The organism is Microbacterium sp. p3-SID336 (assembly GCF_025143365.1).
GTDB lineage: Bacteria > Actinomycetota > Actinomycetes > Actinomycetales > Microbacteriaceae > Microbacterium.
In genome coordinates, this window is record NZ_JALXPE010000001.1 from 59815 (window position 1) to 78080 (window position 18266).

Sequence of the window (18266 nt, forward strand, 5' to 3'; positions counted from 1 at the left end):
TGGGGCCGCGGTCCTGATGTCTCCGGAGAGCCGGCGCATCGCGCGCGTGCTCCTCGATTCGCCGCTGCCACAGCTCGACCGGCTGTTCGACTACGCGCTGCCCGCCGAGCTCGGCGAGGTGGTTCCTGGCGTGCGCGTCCGGGTGCCGCTGCGCACCGCGGGGCGGGTCGTGGACGGCTACGTCGTGGAGCTGGACGTCGAGGACGACGCGGATCGCCCGCTCTCCGAGGTGGAGTCCGTGGTCTCGGCGGTGCCCGTGCTGCCCGAGCGGCTGTACCACCTGTGCCGTCGAGTCGCCGACCGTGCGGCCGGCTCGGCCTCCGATGTGCTGCGCCTCGTCATCCCCAAGCGACAGGTGCGCGTGGAGAAGGCCTGGACGGCGGATGCGCCCGTGCTCGCACCGGATGAGGCCGCGCTCACCGCCGCGGATGCGCTGATCGACACCTACGACGGGCTGCGGGCGGTGCTCGACGACCGCGGTCGCGCGGCGGTCGAGGCCGTCCCGCAGCTGTCGGACGACGTGCAGGGGTGGGCGCGTCTGCTCGCGGCCACCGCGGCGCACACGCTGGCGGCGGGGCGCTCGAGCATCCTCGTGGTGCCGGACCACCGCGACCTGGATCGCCTGCTCGTCGCCCTGGAGGCTGTGGTCCCGGCGGACGCGGTCGTGCGCCACGACTCCCGTCAGTCCAACCCCGACCGATACCGCGGGTTCCTGCGCACGCTGGAGGACGCGCCCTGCGTCGTGGTGGGCAACCGCTCCGCCGTCTACGCACCGGTCGTCGCGGGGGTGGTCGCCGTCTGGGATGACGGGGACTCACTGCTCAGCGAGCCGCTGGCGCCGGGCGTGCACGCCAGGGACGCAGCTCTGCTGCGACAGGAGTCCGAGCAGTCGGCACTGCTGCTGGTCGGGCACACCCGGACGACGGAGGCGGAGCGTCTCGTCGCGCACGGGTGGCTGCGCGATGTGCGCGCGGCCCGACGTGTGCTGCCGCGCGTGCTGCTGAGTACCCCGCAGGAGCTGGAGCGACCCGCAGCGCAGCGACTGCCGTCCTCCGCCTTCCTCGCGGCTCGGGCCGCCGCCGCCGAGGGACCGGTGCTCATCCAGGTGTCGCGACCGGGATTCGCCCCGTCCCTGGTATGCGCGGACTGCCGCGCGCCCGCGCGCTGCCCGCACTGCGGCGGTCCACTCGGTGCACGTCATCGCGGCGCCGTGCCCGTGTGCGGCTGGTGCGGCCGCGGAGCCGGGGCCTGGACGTGCCCCGCGTGCTCGTCGACGCGTCTGCGGCTGGCCTCGTCCGGCAGCGAACGCACGGCGGACGAGCTCGGTCGCGCGTTCCCCGGCGTGCGCGTGATCGTGGCCGACGGTGCGCACCCGGTCGAGCGCGTGGATGCGCGGCCGGCTCTCGTCGTCGCGACCCGCGGTGCGGAGCCGCTCGCGGAGGGCGGCTACCGCGCCGTGGTGCTGCTCGACGGCGCACGGATGCTGCAGGCGCCCGACCTCCGCGTCGGCGAGTCGTGTCTGCGGTGGTGGTCGAACGCGGCGGCGCTGGCGGCTCCGGGGGCGCCCGTGCACCTGGTCGGTGTGGACGGCGCCGTCGCCAAGGCCCTGGCCACGTGGAACCAGGCGGCGTACGCGCGCACCGAGCTCGAGCACCGCGCTCCGCTGCACATGCCGCCCACGGCGCGCGTGGCTCAGGTCGAGGGCACCGCGGCCGCCGTCGCACGGGCTCTCGAGTCCCTCGGCGCGCTGTCGCTGCCCGCCGACGCGGTGCTCGGGCCGGTCCCGGTCGAGGGGGACGACGTCCCGCCGCGGGTGCGGGCACTCGTGCGCTTCGACTACGGCGCAGGCACGAGGGTGGCGACCACGCTGCGCGCTGCCGTGGTGGCGGAGGCGGTGAACGGGCGGGGGGGCCGTGGCCGCGCGACCCGCAGCGCACTGACCGTGCGTCTCGATATCCTCGATCCAGAGCTCTGACCCTTCCGGAGAACCTTCATGCGTCTCGTCTTCGCCGGCACTCCTGCTGCCGCCGTCCCCACCCTCCGCCGTCTCGCCTCCGAGCACGACATCGCCGCCGTGGTGACGCGCCCGGATGCCCCGCTCGGGCGCAAGCGCGTCCTCACGCCCTCTCCCGTCGCGCAGGCCGCGGCCGAACTCGGTCTCCCGGTGATCCACGCCGCACGACTCGACGACGCGGCGACAGCGGAGGTGACGGCGCTCCAGCCCGAGCTCGGGGTGATCGTCGCGTACGGGGGACTCGTGCGAGAACCACTGCTGTCGGCGCCGACGGCCGGGTGGATCAATCTGCACTTCTCGCTCCTGCCGGCGTGGCGCGGCGCGGCGCCCGTGCAGCGCGCGCTCATCGCGGGGGACGCCGAGCTGGGCGCGAGCGTGTTCCAGCTGGTGCCGGAGCTCGACGCCGGCGACGTGTTCGCGTCGCGCACCGTCGCCGTCCCGCCGACGGCGACGGCCGGGGAGGCCCTCGCGACGCTGGCGCTCGACGGCGCTGAGCTCACCGCCGAGGTCGTCGCGGGGATCGCCGACGGTTCCGCGCGCGCTGTCCCGCAGCAGGGCGAGCCCACGTTCGCCGCCAAGCTGACCCTGGAGGACGGCCTGCTCGACTTCACCCAGCCGCTCGACGCGGTGTATGCCCGGTTCCGCGGTGTCACGCCGGAGCCCGGGGCGCACACGACCGTCGGCGGTCAGCGTCTCAAGATCCTCGCGGCAGAGCCGTCGCCCGACGCGGAGGTGCTGCCCCCCGGGCGCCTGGCCGGGACGAAGAGCGGGGTGCGGATCGGCACCGCCACCGCCCCGCTCACGGTGACGCGGCTGCAGCCCGCTGGCAAGGGCCCGATGAATGCGGCGGACTGGTGGCGCGGGCGGCAGGGAACCGAAGGGGAGGCCGGATCATGACCGACCGGGAACGCCGGAATCCGCCGGCACGGCACGGGACACGGCCGGCGGCCCCGGCACGGGAACACGGACCGCGGCGCACCGTGCAGCCGGCCCGGCGGGTGGCATACGAGGTGCTGCGCGCGGTGTCCGAGTCCGACGCCTATGCGAACCTGGTGCTGCCGTCGGCGATCGCCGATGCCGGGCTGGATGCGCAGGACGCGGCGCTCGCGACCGAGCTCACCTATGGCACGCTGCGACGCCGTGGCACGTACGACGCGGTCATCGCGAACGCCGCCGACCGTGCCGTGGACGCGATCGATCCGGCCGTCCTCGACGCGCTCCGGCTCGCCGTGCATCAGCTCCTTGCGACCAGGGTGGCCTCGCATGCCGCCGTGAACGAGTCGGTGAACCTCGTGGCGACCCACAGCGGTCGCGGGGCGGCGAGCTTCGCCAACGCGGTGCTGCGCCGCATCGCACGGGAGTCGCCCGGTGAGTGGCTGGAGCGCGTGGAGGCCGCTGCCCGGTCCGATGACGAGCGCCTCGCACTGCGGGCCGCCCATCCGGTGTGGGTCATCCGGGCGCTGCGGCGCGCTCTCGCGGCTGAGGGCAGGGGCGAGGAGCTCCCCGCGCTGCTGGAGGCCGACAACGTCTCGCCGGAGGTCACGCTGGTGGCGCTGCCCGGACTCGCCGAGCCGGGGGAGCCGCGGCGACGGTTCGCCCCCACGGCTTTCGCATCCCCGGGCGGAGACCCGCGGCGGGCGGTGACCGCGTCGGACGGTGCGGTCCGCGTGCAGGACGAGGGGTCGCAGCTCGTGGCTCTCGCACTGGCCGAGGCCGCGCCCATCCGCGCGGGGGAGCAGTGGCTCGACCTGTGTGCGGGGCCGGGCGGCAAGACCGCGCTGCTCGCGGCGGTGGCGCGTGAGCACGACGTGACGCTGGAGGCCAACGAGGTGGTGCCGACCAGGGCGAGACTCGTGCGCAAGGCGCTGCGTGCGGTGCCCGGCGACGTCCTCGTGCACGAGCGAGACGGGCGGGAGCTGGCGGCGGAGCGGCCCGGCGCCTTCGACCGTATTCTGGTGGACGCGCCCTGCACCGGGCTGGGTGCGCTGCGCCGCCGCCCTGAGGCCCGGTGGCGGAAGAGCCCTGCCGATGTCGCGGACCTCGTGCCATTGCAGGTCGAGCTGCTGTCGGCGGCCGTCGACGCGCTGGCCCCGGGCGGCATCGTCGCCTACGTGACCTGCTCCCCGCATCTGGCCGAGACGACCGGAGTGGTGCAGGACGTGCTGCGGGACCGGCCGGGCGTGGTCGAGCTTGACGCCCGGCGGGTGATGCAGCAGGTCGCGCGTGCGCCGATGGACCTCGCCGACGAGGGGCGCGCTTCCGGCGGCAGCGTGCAGCTGTGGCCGCACCGCCACGGCACCGACGCCATGTTCCTGGCGCTGCTGCAGCGCACCGACGACACCCCCGAAGGGATGGACTGACCATGGAGCTGCCCCGCGCGCCGCGCATCAACCCGAGCATCCTCGCCGCGGACTTCGTCAACATGCAGGCGGAACTCGCCCGCATCGCGACGGCGGACTTCGCCCACGTGGACGTGATGGACAACCACTTCGTGCCGAACCTCACGTTCGGACCGCAGATGGTGCAGCGCATCCAGGAGACCAGCCCGATCCCGCTCGACGTGCATCTCATGATCACCGACCCCGAGCGGTGGGCGCCCGGGTACGCCGAGCTCGGGGCGGCCAGTGTGACGTTCCACCTGGAGGCGTCCGGGGACCCGATCTCCCTCGCACGGCGACTGCGCGACATCGGCTCCCGGGCAGGGGTCGCGGTCAGGCCGGACACCCCGGTGGAGGGTCTGTTCCCGGTGCTGGACGAGTTCGACCAGATCCTCGTGATGACGGTCGAGCCCGGATTCGGCGGGCAGGGCTTCCGGTCGGAGACGTTGCCGAAACTGCGCGCCCTGGCCGACGAGGCCCGACGCCGTGGCTCCCGCGTGTGGCTGCAGGTGGACGGCGGCATCTCAGACGACACGATCGTGCAGGCGGCCGAGGCGGGGGCCGACACCTTCGTGGCCGGGTCCGCGGTGTACGGCGCGGACGACGTGGAGGCGGCGGTCACCCGGCTCAGGGAGCGCGCGCGAGCCGCTAGCCTGGAAGGGTGAAGACTTTCGATGAGCTGTTCGCCGAGCTCAGCGTCAAGGCCGAGACCCGCCCCGAGGGTTCCGGCACGGTCGCGGAGCTCGACGGCGGCGTGCACACGATCGGCAAGAAGATCGTGGAGGAGGCCGCCGAGGTGTGGATGGCGGCCGAGTACGAGTCCGACGAGGCGGCGGCGGAGGAGATCTCCCAGCTGCTGTACCACCTGCAGGTGATGATGCTCGCGAAGGGCCTCTCGCTGCAGGACGTCTATCGACATCTGTGATGCGCTCCGCTCCCACCCCCTCGATCTGAAAGACGTTCATGCTGCGCATCGCCGTTCCCAACAAGGGCTCGCTCTCCGAGACCGCCGCCGAGATGCTCGCGGAGGCGGGCTACGCCGGCCGCCGCGACCCCAAGACCCTGCACGTCGTCGACGCCGACAACGGCGTCGAGTTCTTCTTCCTCCGTCCCCGTGACATCGCGACCTACGTCGCGTCCGGCGCCCTCGACGTCGGCATCACGGGCCGTGACCTCCTGCTCGACGTGCAGCAGCCCGCGCGCGAGATCGAGCAGCTCGGCTTCGGCGGATCCACCTTCCGCTTCGCCGGCCCTCCTGGTCGCTTCGCTTCGATCGAGGATCTGGAGGGTGTGCGCGTGGCTTCGGCCTACCCCGGGCTCGTCGGCTCCTTCCTGCGCGAGCACGGCGTGGACGCGGAGCTGGTGCAGCTCGACGGCGCCGTCGAGTCGGCCGTGCGTCTCGGCGTGGCCGATGCCGTCGCCGATGTGGTCTCGACGGGCACGACCCTGCGCCAGGCGGGGCTGGAGATCTTCGGTCCCGTCATCCTGGAGTCCGAGGCCGTGCTGATCAGCCGTCCCGGCGATGCGGAGGGCGTCGACACGCTGCTGCGCCGTCTGCGCGGCGTCATGGTGGCCCGCCGGTACGTCCTGCTCGACTACGACCTGCCGACCGAGCTGGTCGACCGCGCGGTGGCCATCGCGCCGGGGCGCGAGTCCGCGACGATCTCACCGCTGCGCGATCCGGCCTGGGTCGCCGTGCGCGTCATGATCCCGCGCCGGCGGGTCAACCAGGTGATGGACGATCTGTATGCGCTGGGCGCCAGGGCGATCCTGGTGACCGCCATCCACGCGGCGAGGCTCTGATGGCGCTCGCGAGCCGCGTGATCCCATGCCTCGACGTGGCCGACGGTCGCGTGGTGAAGGGCGTGAACTTCGAGAATCTGCGTGACATGGGGGACCCGGTCGAGCTCGCGCGGCACTACGCCGCGCAGGGCGCCGATGAGATCACGTTCCTCGACGTCACCGCGACGGTCGACGCGCGTGCGACGACCTACGACGTGGTGCAGCGCACGGCCGAGCAGGTGTTCGTGCCGCTCACGGTCGGCGGGGGAGTGCGCAGTGTGGAGGATGTCGCCCGACTACTGTCGGTCGGCGCCGACAAGGTGGGCGTGAACTCCGCCGCGATCGCGCGCCCGGAGCTGATCGGCGAGATCGCCGACCGCTTCGGAGCGCAGGTGCTGGTGCTGTCGCTGGATGTGAAGCGGGCGGACACCACGCGGTCGGGCTTCGTGGTCACGACCCACGGCGGTCGCACGCAGACCACGCTGGACGCGCTCGACTGGGCGAGGGAGGCCGCTGAGCGCGGTGCGGGCGAGCTGCTGGTCAACTCGATCGATGCCGACGGCACGCGCGACGGCTTCGACCTGGAGCTCGTGCGCCTGATGCGCGAGGCCGCCCCCATCCCCGTGATCGCCTCCGGGGGCGCGGGTCGTGCCACCGACTTCGCCCCGGCCATCAAGGCCGGAGCCGATGCCGTGCTCGCGGCGAGCGTCTTCCACACGGGCGCTCTCACCGTGGGGGACGTGAAGGACGCGCTGCGCGCGGAGGGAGTACTGGTCCGATGAGCGAGACGACGCAGAACGGGGAGTCGCGCGACGTCGAGGAGCGGATCGCTCAGGTCGCCTTCGACGAGCGCGGGCTGACTCCGGTGATCGTGCAGCAGTGGGACACGCGCGAGGTGCTCATGCTCGCCTGGGTCGATGCGGAGGCGCTGCGCCGCACGCTGACCTCGGGAAGGGCGACCTACTGGTCCCGGTCGCGCCAGGAGTACTGGCGCAAGGGCGACACCTCCGGGCACATCCAGGTCGTGCGCGAGGCACGTCTCGACTGCGACGGAGACGCCGTGCTGCTGCTGGTGGATCAGACCGGCCCCGCCTGCCACACCGGCACGCGCACCTGCTTCGACACCACGGACCTCGGCGCGCGCGACGGAGCCGCCGCATGAGCATCGCCAAGCGCGGTCGCGCGCTGTCCGTCTCGGGTTTCCTCCTCGCCGGCGCCATCGGCATCATCTCCTCGACGCAGACCTGGTTCACGGTCGAGCGCGCCGATGCGGGGGAGGCGATCCTCGTTCCCGGAGCGTCGGCGCTGGTGCTGCTCGCTCCGATGAGCCTGACGGTTCTGGCGCTGGGCGCCGCCCTGGCGATCGCCGGTCGTGCCGTGCGGCTCGTGTTCGGCGTGCTCGCCGCCGCAGCCGCGCTGTTCCTCGGCTGGTCCACGCTGCAGCTGCTGGTCGGCGAGCCGTACGCGGCCGTGGCTGCGACGGTGACCGAAGTGACGGGGCTCGCCGGCGACGACGCGGTGCATGAGGTCGCGGCGAGCATCGTGCCGTCGGTCTGGCCGTACATCGCCCTCGTCGCCTGGGCGATCCTGCTCCTGGCGTCCGTGGTCGTCCTGCTGACGTGGCGCGGATGGAAGGCCGGCGGGCGACGGTACCGCACCGAGACGGCGCATGCGGAGACCCACGACGGCCCCGTCGACGCCGTCGATTCGTGGGACGACCTGTCCCGCGGAACAGATCCCACGCGCTGACCCCGATAGACTGAACACATCGCACGTCGTCCCCGGAGGAGAACATGACCAACCCGATCGCCGACCCCGGCCACGGACACTCGCCTGCGGCCTGGACCGCCGTCGTGATCATGCTCGTCGGCTTCACCGCCGGCACCATCGCGTTCTGCTTCGAGCAGCCGACGCTCGTGTGGATCTCGGCCGCCCTGATCCCGATCGGAGCCATCGTCGGCTGGGCGCTCGCGAAGGCGGGCTACGGCGTGAAGGGCCCGAAGTACTCTCCGAAGGCCCACTAATGGTGCTCGCCGACCTGACGGCCGGCGCTGTCGCAGACGCCGAGCGTCGTTCCCTCTCCCGCCCGCTCGACGTCGTGGAACGGGAAGCCCTCGCGCGCCCCGCCGCGAAGGACGCACTGTCGTTCCTCGCTCCCGCCGAGCGCGTGAAGATCATCGCGGAGGTCAAGCGGGCGAGCCCCTCCCGTGGTGCTCTCGCCGAGATCCCGGATCCCGCGCATCAGGCCTCGCTGTACGAACAGGGTGGCGCCTCGGCGATCAGCGTCCTCACGGAGGAGCGCCGCTTCGGCGGCAGCCTGTCCGACCTGGAAGCCGTGACCGCACGCGTGTCGCTGCCCGTACTCCGCAAGGACTTCATCGCCACGCGCTACCAGGTGCTCGAGGCGCGGGCGGCCGGCGCCGACCTCGTGCTGCTGATCGTGGCCGGCCTCGAGCCCGCGGTGCTGCGCGACCTGTACGGCTTCATCCTCGAACTCGGCATGACGCCGCTCGTCGAGACCCACTCCGCCGAGGAGCTGGAGGCCGCGATCGACCTCGGTGCCGACCTGATCGGTGTGAACGCGCGCGACCTGAAGACCCTCGAACTGGACCGCAACCTGTTCGGCCGTCTCGTCGAGCGCATCCCCGCGTCGGCGATCAAGATCGCGGAGTCCGCGGTGCTTACTCCCGCCGATGTCGCGCATTATCGATCGGCGGGCGCCGATGTGGTGCTGATCGGCGAGGCGCTCGTGACCGGCGACCCCGTGGCCACCCTCAAGACCTTCCTGGAGGCGTCGTGAGCCTGCGAGACCAGCACGGACCCTACTTCGGCGAGTTCGGCGGGCGCTACATGCCCGAGTCGCTGATCGCGGCGATCGACGAACTGACCGTGGCGTATCAGGAGGCGATCGTCGACCCGGCGTTCCGTGACGAGCTGGCGCACCTGCTCAGCTCCTACGCGGGGCGCCCCTCCGCGCTCACCGAGGTCCCGCGGTTCGCCGAGCATGCCGGCGGCGCTCGGGTCTTCCTCAAGCGCGAGGATCTGAACCACACCGGCTCGCACAAGATCAACAACGTGCTGGGCCAGGCGCTCCTCACGAAGCGTCTCGGCAAGACGCGCGTGATCGCGGAGACGGGCGCGGGCCAGCACGGCGTCGCGACCGCCACGGCGGCCGCCCTGTTCGGCCTCGACTGCACGATCTACATGGGCGAGGTCGACACCGAACGACAGGCGCTCAACGTCGCCAGGATGCGGCTGCTGGGTGCGGAGGTCGTCCCTGTGACCTCCGGATCGCGCACGCTGAAGGACGCGATCAACGACGCCTACCGCGACTGGGTCGCCTCGGTCGAGACGACCAACTACATCTTCGGGACGGCGGCCGGTCCGCACCCGTTCCCCGCGATGGTCCGCGACTTCCAGAAGATCATCGGGGAAGAGGCCCGCGCGCAGCTCCTCGACGAGGTCGGGCGGCTGCCGGATGCGGTGTTCGCGTGTGTGGGCGGCGGCTCGAACGCGATCGGCATGTTCGACGCCTTCCTCGACGACGAGGGCGTGAGGCTCTACGGCGTCGAGGCGGCGGGCGACGGCGTCGACACCGACAAGCACGCCGCCTCGATCGAGCGCGGACGCCCCGGTGTGCTGCACGGCGCCAAGACCTACGTCCTGCAGGACGAGGACGGGCAGACCGTGGAGTCGCACTCGATCTCCGCGGGACTCGATTACCCGGGCGTCGGCCCCGAGCACTCGTGGCTCGCCGACATCGGCAGGGCCGAGTACATCCCGGCCACCGACGACGAAGCCATGCAGGCGCTGCGACTGCTCAGCCGAACGGAGGGCATCATCCCCGCGGTGGAGTCCGCGCACGCCCTGGCGGGGGCCCTCCGCATCGGCCGCGAGCTCGGGCCGGATGCCGTGCTGGCCATCTGCCTCTCCGGTCGCGGCGACAAGGACATGGACACGGCCGCGCGCTACTTCGAGCTCTACGACGCGTCGGCCCTCGCGCACGACGCCTCCGCCGAGAGCGAGGCCGAGGAAGCGGCGTCGAAGGGGGAGCCGCAGCGATGAGCCGTGTCGAACAGGCCATCCAGAAGGCGCACGACGCGGGCCGCAGCGCCTTCGTCGGGTACCTCCCGGTCGGTTTCCCGGACCTTCAGACCAGCATCGGTGCCGCCGTGGCGCTCGCGGAGAACGGCGTGGACATCATCGAGCTCGGGCCGCCCTACAGCGACCCGGTGATGGACGGCGCGATCATCCAGGAGGCGACCACCGCGGCCCTCGCCGCCGGGTTCCGGATGAAGGACCTGTTCACGGCCATCCGCGCCATCACCGCGAAGACCGACGTCCCCGTGCTCGTGATGACCTACTGGAACCCGGTGCTGCAGTACGGCGTCGACCGCTACGCCGACGACCTGCTCGCCGCGGGCGGCGCGGGACTGATCACTCCGGACATCACGCCCGACGCCGCGGGGGAGTGGATCGCCGCGAGCGAGCGCACCGGCCTCGACCGGATCTTCCTCGCCGCGCCCACCTCGTCCGACGAGCGGCTCGACCTCGTGGTGAAGTCCTCGACGGGCTTCGTCTACACCGTGTCGACCATGGGCATCACGGGGGAGCGCGCCGAACTCGACCGCGCCGCCCGCACCCTGGTCGGCCGTCTCCGCGCGCACGGGGCGGCCCGCGCCTGCGTCGGCATCGGCATCTCCACGGCCGCGCAGATCGCCGGCGTCTCCGAGTATGCGGACGGCGCGATCGTCGGCACCGCGCTCGTCCGCGCCCTCCGCGACGGCGGCGTCCCCGCTCTCGCCGAGGTCACCCGAACCCTGGCCTCCGGCACGTCGTCGGTGCGCCCCGTCCCCGAGAACTAGAATCGCACTCATGTCCCTCGCGCTCCCCAGCACCGTCACCGGCGTGCTCGCCAGCATCCCGAGCCCGCCCGTCGCCTACATCGACCTGGGCCCGGTCCGGATCCACTTCTACGCGCTCTGCATCATCGCCGGCATCATCGCCGCCGTGCTGCTGACCAACCACCGCCTCACCAAGCGCGGTGCGGAGCCGTGGGTCGTGATCGACATCTCGATCCTGGCGGTGCCGCTGGCCATCATCGGCGCGCGCATCTTCCACGTGCTGACGCACCCGAACTTCTACTTCGGGGAGGGCAAGAACACCTGGAACCCCTTCGAGCCCGGCTCCGTGTGGGCGATCTGGGAGGGCGGCATCGCGATCTTCGGCGCGCTCATCGGCGGTGCGGTCGGCGCCTATCTCGGCTGCCGCTGGACCGGCATCCGGTTCTGGACGTTCGCCGACGCCCTGGCACCGGGCCTGCTGCTGGCGCAGGCGATGGGCCGCTTCGGCAACTGGTTCAACCACGAGCTCTACGGCCTGCCGACCGACCTGCCGTGGGGCCTGGAGATCCCGGCGACCTACCCCTGGAACGGGCAGCCGAACACGGCGCTTCCCCCCGGGCTTCCAGAGGGCACGCTGTTCCACCCGACGTTCCTGTACGAGGTGCTGTGGAACGGCCTCGGCGTGATCGTGCTGCTGTGGCTCGGCCGCAAGCTCTTCTTCCAGTGGGGCCGCCTGTTCGCGATCTACCTGATCTGGTACTCCGCAGGCAGGATCCTGTGGGAGTCGATCCGCATCGACCCGAGCGAGGTCATCCTCGGGCTGCGCAGCAACGTGTGGGCCGCCATCATCGGCGTGATCGTCGGACTCGTCATCCTCGTGGTCCAGACCCGACGCCACCCGGGTCTCGAGCCCTCGCCGTACCAGCCCGGCCGCGGCCGGAAGGACCTGGACGCTGATGTACAATCGCAGGACAATCCCTCTGATTTCGTGGACGTGAGCGAGCCTCCGGCCGACGAGGTCACCGCAGGAGCCACTGCCACAAGCGCTGCTCCCTCGAGCGAGGACGGCTCTCGATAACGCCGCCTCCGGCGGGAGAACCATTGCACTGAACGAGCGGGCCGACGACGTCCCCGGGTTTCACCGAAGATCTGAGGACGGTAACTGGTGTACTTCCAGCCCCCTTACGGCGCCTCCGGCGCTTACCCCCCGAAGCAGGGCATGTACAACCCGGCGTTCGAGAAGGACGCCTGCGGCCTGGCCATGGTCGCAACGCTGCGCGGCGAAGCCGGGCACGACATCATCGCGCTGGCCCTCGAGGCCCTGCGCAACCTGGAGCACCGCGGGGCCATCGGCTCGGACGCGGGCACAGGAGACGGGGCCGGCATCCTCACCCAGATGCCGGACGCCTTCCTCCGCGCGGTCACCGGCTTCGAACTGCCGCCCGTGGGGGAGTACGCCGCCGGACTGGCCTTCCTGCCTCGCGATTCGAGCGAGCGCCGCCAGCAGAAGGCAGGCATCGAGCAGATCGCCCGCGCCGAGGGACTCCGGGTCCTGGGCTGGCGCGAGGTCCCCACCGCGAACGAGAACCTCGGCAAGCTGGCCGATGAGGCCCGCCCCGCGTTCGAGCAGCTCTTCGTGAGCGCCGGCGGGGCCACGCACGCCGACGCGCCGCTCACCGGCATCGCCCTCGACCGCGTCGCCTATCGCCTGCGCAAGCGCGCCGGGCATGAGCTGGGCGCCTACTTCGTGTCCCTGTCCAGCCGCACGCTCGGCTACAAGGGCATGGTCACGACGCTGCAGCTGGAGCCGTTCTACCCCGACCTGCAGGACGAGCGCTTCGCCTCCGAGCTCGCGGTCGTGCACTCGCGCTACTCGACCAACACGTTCCCGTCCTGGCCGCTCGCGCAGCCGCTGCGCATGCTCGCACACAACGGCGAGATCAACACCGTCGGCGGGAACCGCAACTGGATGCGCGCCCGGCAGTCGCAGCTGGAGTCCGAGCTGCTGGGGGACATCGCCCCGCTGCTGCCGATCTGCACCGACGGCGCGAGCGACTCGGCGTCCTTCGACGAGGTGCTGGAGCTGCTGACGCTGACCGGGCGCAGCCTGCCGCACGCCATCATGATGATGGTGCCCGAGGCGTACGAGAAGCAGGCCGACATCTCGCCGGAGCTGCGCGCGTTCTACGAGTACCACGCGAATCAGATGGAGCCGTGGGACGGCCCGGCCGCCCTCATCTTCACGGACGGCACCCTGGTCGGCGCGACGCTCGACCGCAACGGACTCCGCCCCGGTCGATGGACCGAGACGACCGACGGCCTCGTGGTGATCGGCTCCGAGACCGGCGTGCTGCACTTCGAGCCCGAGCGCATCAAGCGCCGCGGCCGCCTGCAGCCCGGCAAGATGTTCCTCGTCGACACCGCCGAGCAGCGCATCGTGGAGGACGAGGAGATCAAGCACGACCTCGCGACGCTGCACCCGTGGCAGGAGTGGCTCGACGCGGGCGCCGTCCGCCTGGCCGACCTTCCCGAGCGCGAGCACATCGTGCACCCGCCGGCGTCGATCACCCGACGCCAGCGCACGTTCGGCTACACCGAGGAGGAGGTGCGGATCCTCCTCACGCCCATGGGTCAGACGGGCGTGGAGCCGCTGGGTGCCATGGGCTCGGACACCCCGATCGCGGTACTCAGCAAGCGGCCTCGCCTGCTGTTCGACTACTTCACCCAGCAGTTCGCGCAGGTCACGAATCCGCCGCTGGACTCCATCCGCGAAGAGGTCGTCACGAGCCTCAAGCTCGGCCTCGGTCCCGAGGTCAACCTGCTCAGCTGGGGTCCCGAGCACACGCGTACGGTGTCGCTGGACTTCCCGGTGATCGACAACGACGAGCTCGCGAAGATCCGGCACATCGACAAGGCCCTGCCCGGGCGCTCGAGCGCCACGATCCGCGGTCTGTACCACTTCGACGCCGGCCCCCACACGCTCGCGGAGCGCCTGACGGAGATGTGCGCCGAGGTCGACGAGGCCATCGCGAACGGGGCCGAGTTCATCATCCTGTCCGACCGCGACTCGAATAAAGACCTCACCCCGATCCCGTCGCTGCTCATGGTGTCGGCCATCCACCACCACCTCATCCGTCGCGAGAACCGGATGAAGGTCGGCCTGATCGTCGAGGCCGGAGACGTGCGCGAGGTGCACCACGTCGCCACCCTCATCGGCTACGGCGCCTCGGCGATCAACCCGTACCTCGCCATGGAGACCGTCGAGCACCTGGTGCGCACGGGCTACATCACCGGCATCACGCCGGAGAAGGCCGTCAAGAACCTGATCTACGCGCTCGGCAAGGGTGTGCTGAAGATCATGTCGAAGATGGGCATCTCGACGGTGTCGTCCTATGCGGGCGCCCAGGTGTTCGAGGCGGTCGGGCTCAGCCAGGAGTTCATCGACTCCTACTTCACCCGCACCGAGTCGAAGCTCGGCGGCATCGGCATCGAGGAGATCTTCGCCGAGAACCAGGCCCGCCACGACTACGCCTACCCGGAGGACGCTGCGGCCAGGGCGCACGAGCGGCTGTGGACCGGCGGCGAGTACCAGTGGCGTCGCGACGGCTCGCCGCACCTGTTCAACCCCGAGACGGTGTTCAAGCTGCAGCACTCCACGCGCACGCGCCGCTACGACATCTTCCGCGAGTACACGAAGCTCGTCGATGACCAGGCCGCGGAGCTCAAGACGCTGCGCGGGCTGTTCACGCTGCGCACCGGCACCCGCAAGCCGGTTCCGCTGGACGAGGTCGAGCCGGTGTCCGCGATCGTGAAGCGCTTCTCGACGGGCGCGATGAGCTACGGCTCCATCTCCAAGGAGGCGCACGAGACCCTGGCGATCGCCATGAACCGGATCGGCGCGAAGTCGAACACGGGTGAGGGCGGCGAGGATCCGGATCGGCTCGTCGACCCCGAGCGTCGCAGCGCGATCAAGCAGGTCGCCTCGGGGCGCTTCGGCGTGACGAGCCTGTACCTCACCGAGGCGGACGACATCCAGATCAAGCTCGCCCAGGGCGCCAAGCCCGGAGAGGGCGGTCAGCTCCCGCCGACGAAGGTGTACCCGTGGGTCGCCCGCACCCGGCACGCGACGGCCGGTGTGGGCCTGATCTCCCCGCCGCCGCACCACGACATCTACTCGATCGAGGACCTCAAGCAGCTCATCTTCGACCTGAAGCGGGCGAACCCCGAGGCGCGCATCCACACGAAGCTGGTCAGCCAGTCGGGCATCGGCGCGGTCTCGGCCGGTGTGGCGAAGGCCCTCAGCGACGTGATCCTCGTGTCGGGGCACGACGGCGGGACGGGCGCGAGCCCGCTGAACTCGCTCAAGCATGCGGGCACCCCGTGGGAGCTGGGCCTGGCCGAGACGCAGCAGACGCTGATGCTCAACGGCATGCGCGACCGCGTGGTCGTGCAGGTCGACGGCCAGCTGAAGACCGGCCGCGACGTCATCATCGGCGCGCTGCTCGGCGCGGAGGAGTTCGGCTTCGCGACCGCCCCCCTCGTGGTGAGCGGCTGCATCATGATGCGCGTCTGCCACCTGGACACCTGCCCGGTGGGCGTCGCGACGCAGAACCCTGTGCTCCGTGACCGCTTCACGGGCAAGCCGGAGTTCGTGGTGAACTTCATGGAGTTCATCGCGGAGGAGGTGCGTGAGCTGCTCGCCGAGCTGGGCTACCGTTCCCTCGACGAGATCGTCGGCCGCACCGAGCTGCTGGAGACCAACGCGGCCATCGCGCACTGGAAGGCGGAGGGGCTCGACCTCAGTCCCGTGCTGGAGGGCCCGGCGTTCCCGGCGGGCGAGCCGCGCCGCAGCGGCCGCACCCAGGACCACGAGCTCGACAAGCACTTCGACGTGCAGCTGATCGACATCGCGAAGAACGCGCTGCTCAACGGCGAACCCGTCGTGGTCGAGCTGCCCATAGCGAACACCGAGCGCGCGGTCGGCACCATGCTCGGCCATCAGGTGACCTCGCGCCACGGCGCCACCGGGCTGCCGAAGGAGACCATCGACGTCACCCTCACGGGCACGGCGGGGCAGTCGCTCGGCGCGTTCCTTCCGCCGGGGATCATCCTGCGGCTCGAAGGCGACGCGAACGACTACGTCGGCAAGGGCCTGTCCGGCGGCGACATCACGATCCGCCCGCCGCGGGCGTCGTCGATCGCCCCGCACGAGAACGTGATCGCGGGCAATGTGATCGGCTACGGCGCGACCTCGGGCACCATGTTCATCTCGGGCGTGGTGGGAGAGCGGTTCCTGGTGCGCAATTCCGGAGCCACGGCGGTCGTCGAGGGCGTCGGCGACCACGCTCTCGAGTACATGACCGGCGGACTTGCCGTGATCCTCGGTCCGACGGGGCGCAACCTCGGAGCCGGGATGTCGGGCGGCGTCGCCTATGTGCACGCGCTCGACACGGCGAAGGTCAACGCGCAGTCGCTCGGCAGCGGTGAGCTTCGCCTCGAACCGCTCGACCGCGCCGATCTGGAGGTGCTGCGCGGGCTGCTCGTCGAGCATGTCGAGCGCACGGCCTCTCCGCGCGCCGCGGCTCTGCTGGAGGACTTCGACGCCGCCGCGGCCGAGTTCGTGAAGGTGCTCCCGCGTGACTTCGCCGCCGTGCGGAGCATGCGCGAGGAGGCACTGGCCGAGGGGATCGACCCCGACGGCGACATCGTCTGGAACCGCATCCTGGAGGTGACCGGTGGCTGATCCCAAAGGCTTTCTGAAGGTGACCGAGCGGGAACTCCCCGCACGCCGTCCGGTGCCGGTGCGCATCATGGACTGGAAAGAGGTCTACGAACCCGGTGACAAGGCGGTGCTGCGTCGCCAGGCCGGTCGCTGCATGGACTGCGGCGTGCCGTTCTGCCACTCGGGCTGCCCACTGGGCAACCTCATCCCGGAGTGGAACGACCTGACGTGGCGCGGCGAGGGTCGCGCGGCGATCGAGCGCCTGCACGCCACGAACAACTTCCCGGAGTTCACCGGACGGCTGTGCCCTGCGCCCTGCGAGAGCTCGTGTGTGCTCGGCATCAACCAGCCGGCCGTGACGATCAAGCAGATCGAGGTCTCCATCATCGACGAGGCCTTCGCGAAGGGCTGGGTCGAGCCGGAGCCGCCGGAGCGTCTGACCGGCAAGACCGTCGCCGTGGTCGGATCGGGTCCTGCGGGCCTCGCGGCCGCGCAGCAGCTGACCCGCGCGGGGCACACAGTCGCCGTCTTCGAGCGCGATGACCGGATCGGCGGGCTGCTGCGCTACGGCATCCCCGACTTCAAGATGGAGAAGTCCCAGCTGGAGACCCGTCTGCGCCAGATGCAGGAGGAGGGGACGAGGTTCCGCGCCGGCGTCGAGATCGGCAAGGACATCTCCTGGGCGGACCTCAGGGCAAGGTACGACGCGGTCGTGATCGCGACCGGCGCCACCGTGCCCCGTGACCTGCCCATTCCCGGCCGCGACCTCGACGGCGTGCACTTCGCGATGGAGTACCTCGTGGAGTCCAACCACGCCGTCGCGGGCGACAAGGTCGCCGACCAGATCACCGCCGAGGGCAAGCACGTGATCGTGATCGGCGGTGGCGACACCGGTGCGGACTGCATCGGCACCGCGCACCGTCAGGGCGCCCTCAGCGTCACCAACCTCGCGATCGGCACGCAGCCGGGCACTACGCGGCCGGACCACCAGCCGTGGCCGATGATGCCGACCCTGTTCGAGGTGTCGTCCGCGCACGAGGAGGGCGGCGAGCGGGTGTTCCTGGCGTCGACCGTGGAGTTCCTCTCGAACGAGGTGGGGGAGGTGCGGGCGCTGCGCGTGGCCGAGACCGAGTACCTCGACGGCCGGCGCGTGCCCAAGAGCGGCACGGAGCGGGAGATCCCCGCCGATCTGGTGCTGATCGCGATGGGCTTCACCGGTCCCGAGCAGGACGGCTATACGGAGGACACCCGTCCGCAGGTGACCGACCGCGGGGCGTTCCAGCGCGACGGCAGCTACGAGTCCTCCATCCCGGGCGTCTTCGTGGCCGGTGACGCCGGTCGCGGGCAGTCGCTGATCGTGTGGGCGATCGCGGAGGGCCGTGCGGCGGCCGCGAACGTCGACCGCTTCCTCATGGGGACCACCGTGCTTCCCGAGCCGGTGCGACCGAGCGATGTCGCGATCGGACTCCAGCCCGCGTAGGCTGGGGCAGGCATCGTCGCCCGAACGTTCATCCCCCACTTCTATT

16 protein-coding genes are annotated in these 18266 nt (G+C 71.3%); all 16 read left to right on the forward strand.

Translation table 11 applies throughout. The features are described 5' to 3' along the window. Window positions 1–16: 16 nt before the first annotated feature. The 16 genes from M3C17_RS00315 (at window position 17) to M3C17_RS00390 (ending at window position 18220) form a co-directional block, all read left to right on the forward strand. Window positions 17–1975: a primosomal protein N' gene (locus tag M3C17_RS00315; RefSeq protein ID WP_259975606.1), complete on the forward strand. Its 1959-nt coding sequence runs from the start codon at window positions 17–19 to the stop codon at window positions 1973–1975. Window positions 1976–1993: 18 nt separating this feature from the next. Beyond that, window positions 1994–2911, forward strand: a complete 918-nt coding sequence (gene fmt, locus M3C17_RS00320; protein ID WP_259975607.1) for a methionyl-tRNA formyltransferase — start codon at window positions 1994–1996, stop codon at window positions 2909–2911. Next, window positions 2908–4374: an RsmB/NOP family class I SAM-dependent RNA methyltransferase gene (locus M3C17_RS00325; protein WP_259975608.1), complete on the forward strand. Its 1467-nt coding sequence runs from the start codon at window positions 2908–2910 to the stop codon at window positions 4372–4374. Before fmt ends, M3C17_RS00325 begins: the two co-directional genes overlap by 4 nt. A gap of 2 nt (window positions 4375–4376) precedes the next feature. After that, window positions 4377–5057 (forward strand): ribulose-phosphate 3-epimerase, encoded by a 681-nt coding sequence (gene rpe, locus M3C17_RS00330; RefSeq protein ID WP_259975609.1) that lies wholly within the window; start codon window positions 4377–4379, stop codon window positions 5055–5057. Then, a complete protein-coding gene (locus M3C17_RS00335; RefSeq protein ID WP_259975610.1) occupies window positions 5054–5317 on the forward strand; it encodes a phosphoribosyl-ATP diphosphatase in 264 nt (87 codons plus the stop codon). The genes rpe and M3C17_RS00335 overlap by 4 nt, the downstream gene beginning before the upstream one ends. 38 nt (window positions 5318–5355) lie before the next feature. Continuing rightward, the gene (gene hisG, locus M3C17_RS00340) at window positions 5356–6195 is read left to right on the forward strand and encodes an ATP phosphoribosyltransferase (RefSeq protein WP_259975611.1); all 840 of its coding nucleotides are present in this window, start codon (window positions 5356–5358) and stop codon (window positions 6193–6195) included. After that, window positions 6195–6956: an imidazole glycerol phosphate synthase subunit HisF gene (gene hisF, locus M3C17_RS00345; protein ID WP_259975612.1), complete on the forward strand. Its 762-nt coding sequence runs from the start codon at window positions 6195–6197 to the stop codon at window positions 6954–6956. Before hisG ends, hisF begins: the two co-directional genes overlap by 1 nt. Continuing rightward, window positions 6953–7336: a phosphoribosyl-AMP cyclohydrolase gene (gene hisI, locus M3C17_RS00350; protein WP_259975613.1), complete on the forward strand. Its 384-nt coding sequence runs from the start codon at window positions 6953–6955 to the stop codon at window positions 7334–7336. Before hisF ends, hisI begins: the two co-directional genes overlap by 4 nt. Further along, window positions 7333–7923 (forward strand): Trp biosynthesis-associated membrane protein, encoded by a 591-nt coding sequence (locus tag M3C17_RS00355; protein ID WP_259975614.1) that lies wholly within the window; start codon window positions 7333–7335, stop codon window positions 7921–7923. The genes hisI and M3C17_RS00355 overlap by 4 nt, the downstream gene beginning before the upstream one ends. A gap of 44 nt (window positions 7924–7967) precedes the next feature. Next, a complete protein-coding gene (locus M3C17_RS00360; RefSeq protein ID WP_259975615.1) occupies window positions 7968–8198 on the forward strand; it encodes an HGxxPAAW family protein in 231 nt (76 codons plus the stop codon). A gap of 2 nt (window positions 8199–8200) precedes the next feature. After that, window positions 8201–8974, forward strand: a complete 774-nt coding sequence (gene trpC / locus M3C17_RS00365; RefSeq protein ID WP_259975692.1) for an indole-3-glycerol phosphate synthase TrpC — start codon at window positions 8201–8203, stop codon at window positions 8972–8974. Next, window positions 8971–10239: a tryptophan synthase subunit beta gene (trpB, locus tag M3C17_RS00370; RefSeq protein ID WP_259975616.1), complete on the forward strand. Its 1269-nt coding sequence runs from the start codon at window positions 8971–8973 to the stop codon at window positions 10237–10239. The genes trpC and trpB overlap by 4 nt, the downstream gene beginning before the upstream one ends. Then, window positions 10236–11039 (forward strand): tryptophan synthase subunit alpha, encoded by an 804-nt coding sequence (gene trpA, locus M3C17_RS00375; protein WP_259975617.1) that lies wholly within the window; start codon window positions 10236–10238, stop codon window positions 11037–11039. The genes trpB and trpA overlap by 4 nt, the downstream gene beginning before the upstream one ends. 10 nt (window positions 11040–11049) lie before the next feature. Next, complete coding sequence (gene lgt, locus M3C17_RS00380) at window positions 11050–12096, forward strand: prolipoprotein diacylglyceryl transferase (protein ID WP_259975618.1); 1047 nt, start codon at window positions 11050–11052, stop codon at window positions 12094–12096. 141 nt (window positions 12097–12237) lie between these two features. Beyond that, window positions 12238–16761: a glutamate synthase large subunit gene (gene gltB, locus M3C17_RS00385; RefSeq protein WP_259975693.1), complete on the forward strand. Its 4524-nt coding sequence runs from the start codon at window positions 12238–12240 to the stop codon at window positions 16759–16761. Further along, a complete protein-coding gene (locus tag M3C17_RS00390; protein ID WP_259975619.1) occupies window positions 16754–18220 on the forward strand; it encodes a glutamate synthase subunit beta in 1467 nt (488 codons plus the stop codon). Before gltB ends, M3C17_RS00390 begins: the two co-directional genes overlap by 8 nt. Window positions 18221–18266 lie beyond the last annotated feature (46 nt).

Excerpts from the sequence above, each read along its gene's own strand:
- M3C17_RS00315 (WP_259975606.1), top strand. The coding sequence starts at position 17 with ATGTCTCCGGAGAGCCGGCGCATCGCGCGCGTGCTCCTCGATTCGCCG.
- trpA (WP_259975617.1), top strand. The coding sequence starts at position 10,236 with ATGAGCCGTGTCGAACAGGCCATCCAGAAGGCGCACGACGCGGGCCGC.
- gltB (WP_259975693.1), top strand. The coding sequence starts at position 12,238 with ATGTACAACCCGGCGTTCGAGAAGGACGCCTGCGGCCTGGCCATGGTC.
- hisF (WP_259975612.1), top strand. The coding sequence starts at position 6,195 with ATGGCGCTCGCGAGCCGCGTGATCCCATGCCTCGACGTGGCCGACGGT.
- hisI (WP_259975613.1), top strand. The coding sequence starts at position 6,953 with ATGAGCGAGACGACGCAGAACGGGGAGTCGCGCGACGTCGAGGAGCGG.
- M3C17_RS00355 (WP_259975614.1), top strand. The coding sequence starts at position 7,333 with ATGAGCATCGCCAAGCGCGGTCGCGCGCTGTCCGTCTCGGGTTTCCTC.
- fmt (WP_259975607.1), top strand. The coding sequence starts at position 1,994 with ATGCGTCTCGTCTTCGCCGGCACTCCTGCTGCCGCCGTCCCCACCCTC.
- lgt (WP_259975618.1), top strand. The coding sequence starts at position 11,050 with ATGTCCCTCGCGCTCCCCAGCACCGTCACCGGCGTGCTCGCCAGCATC.
- rpe (WP_259975609.1), top strand. The coding sequence starts at position 4,377 with ATGGAGCTGCCCCGCGCGCCGCGCATCAACCCGAGCATCCTCGCCGCG.
- hisG (WP_259975611.1), top strand. The coding sequence starts at position 5,356 with ATGCTGCGCATCGCCGTTCCCAACAAGGGCTCGCTCTCCGAGACCGCC.
- M3C17_RS00325 (WP_259975608.1), top strand. The coding sequence starts at position 2,908 with ATGACCGACCGGGAACGCCGGAATCCGCCGGCACGGCACGGGACACGG.
- M3C17_RS00360 (WP_259975615.1), top strand. The coding sequence starts at position 7,968 with ATGACCAACCCGATCGCCGACCCCGGCCACGGACACTCGCCTGCGGCC.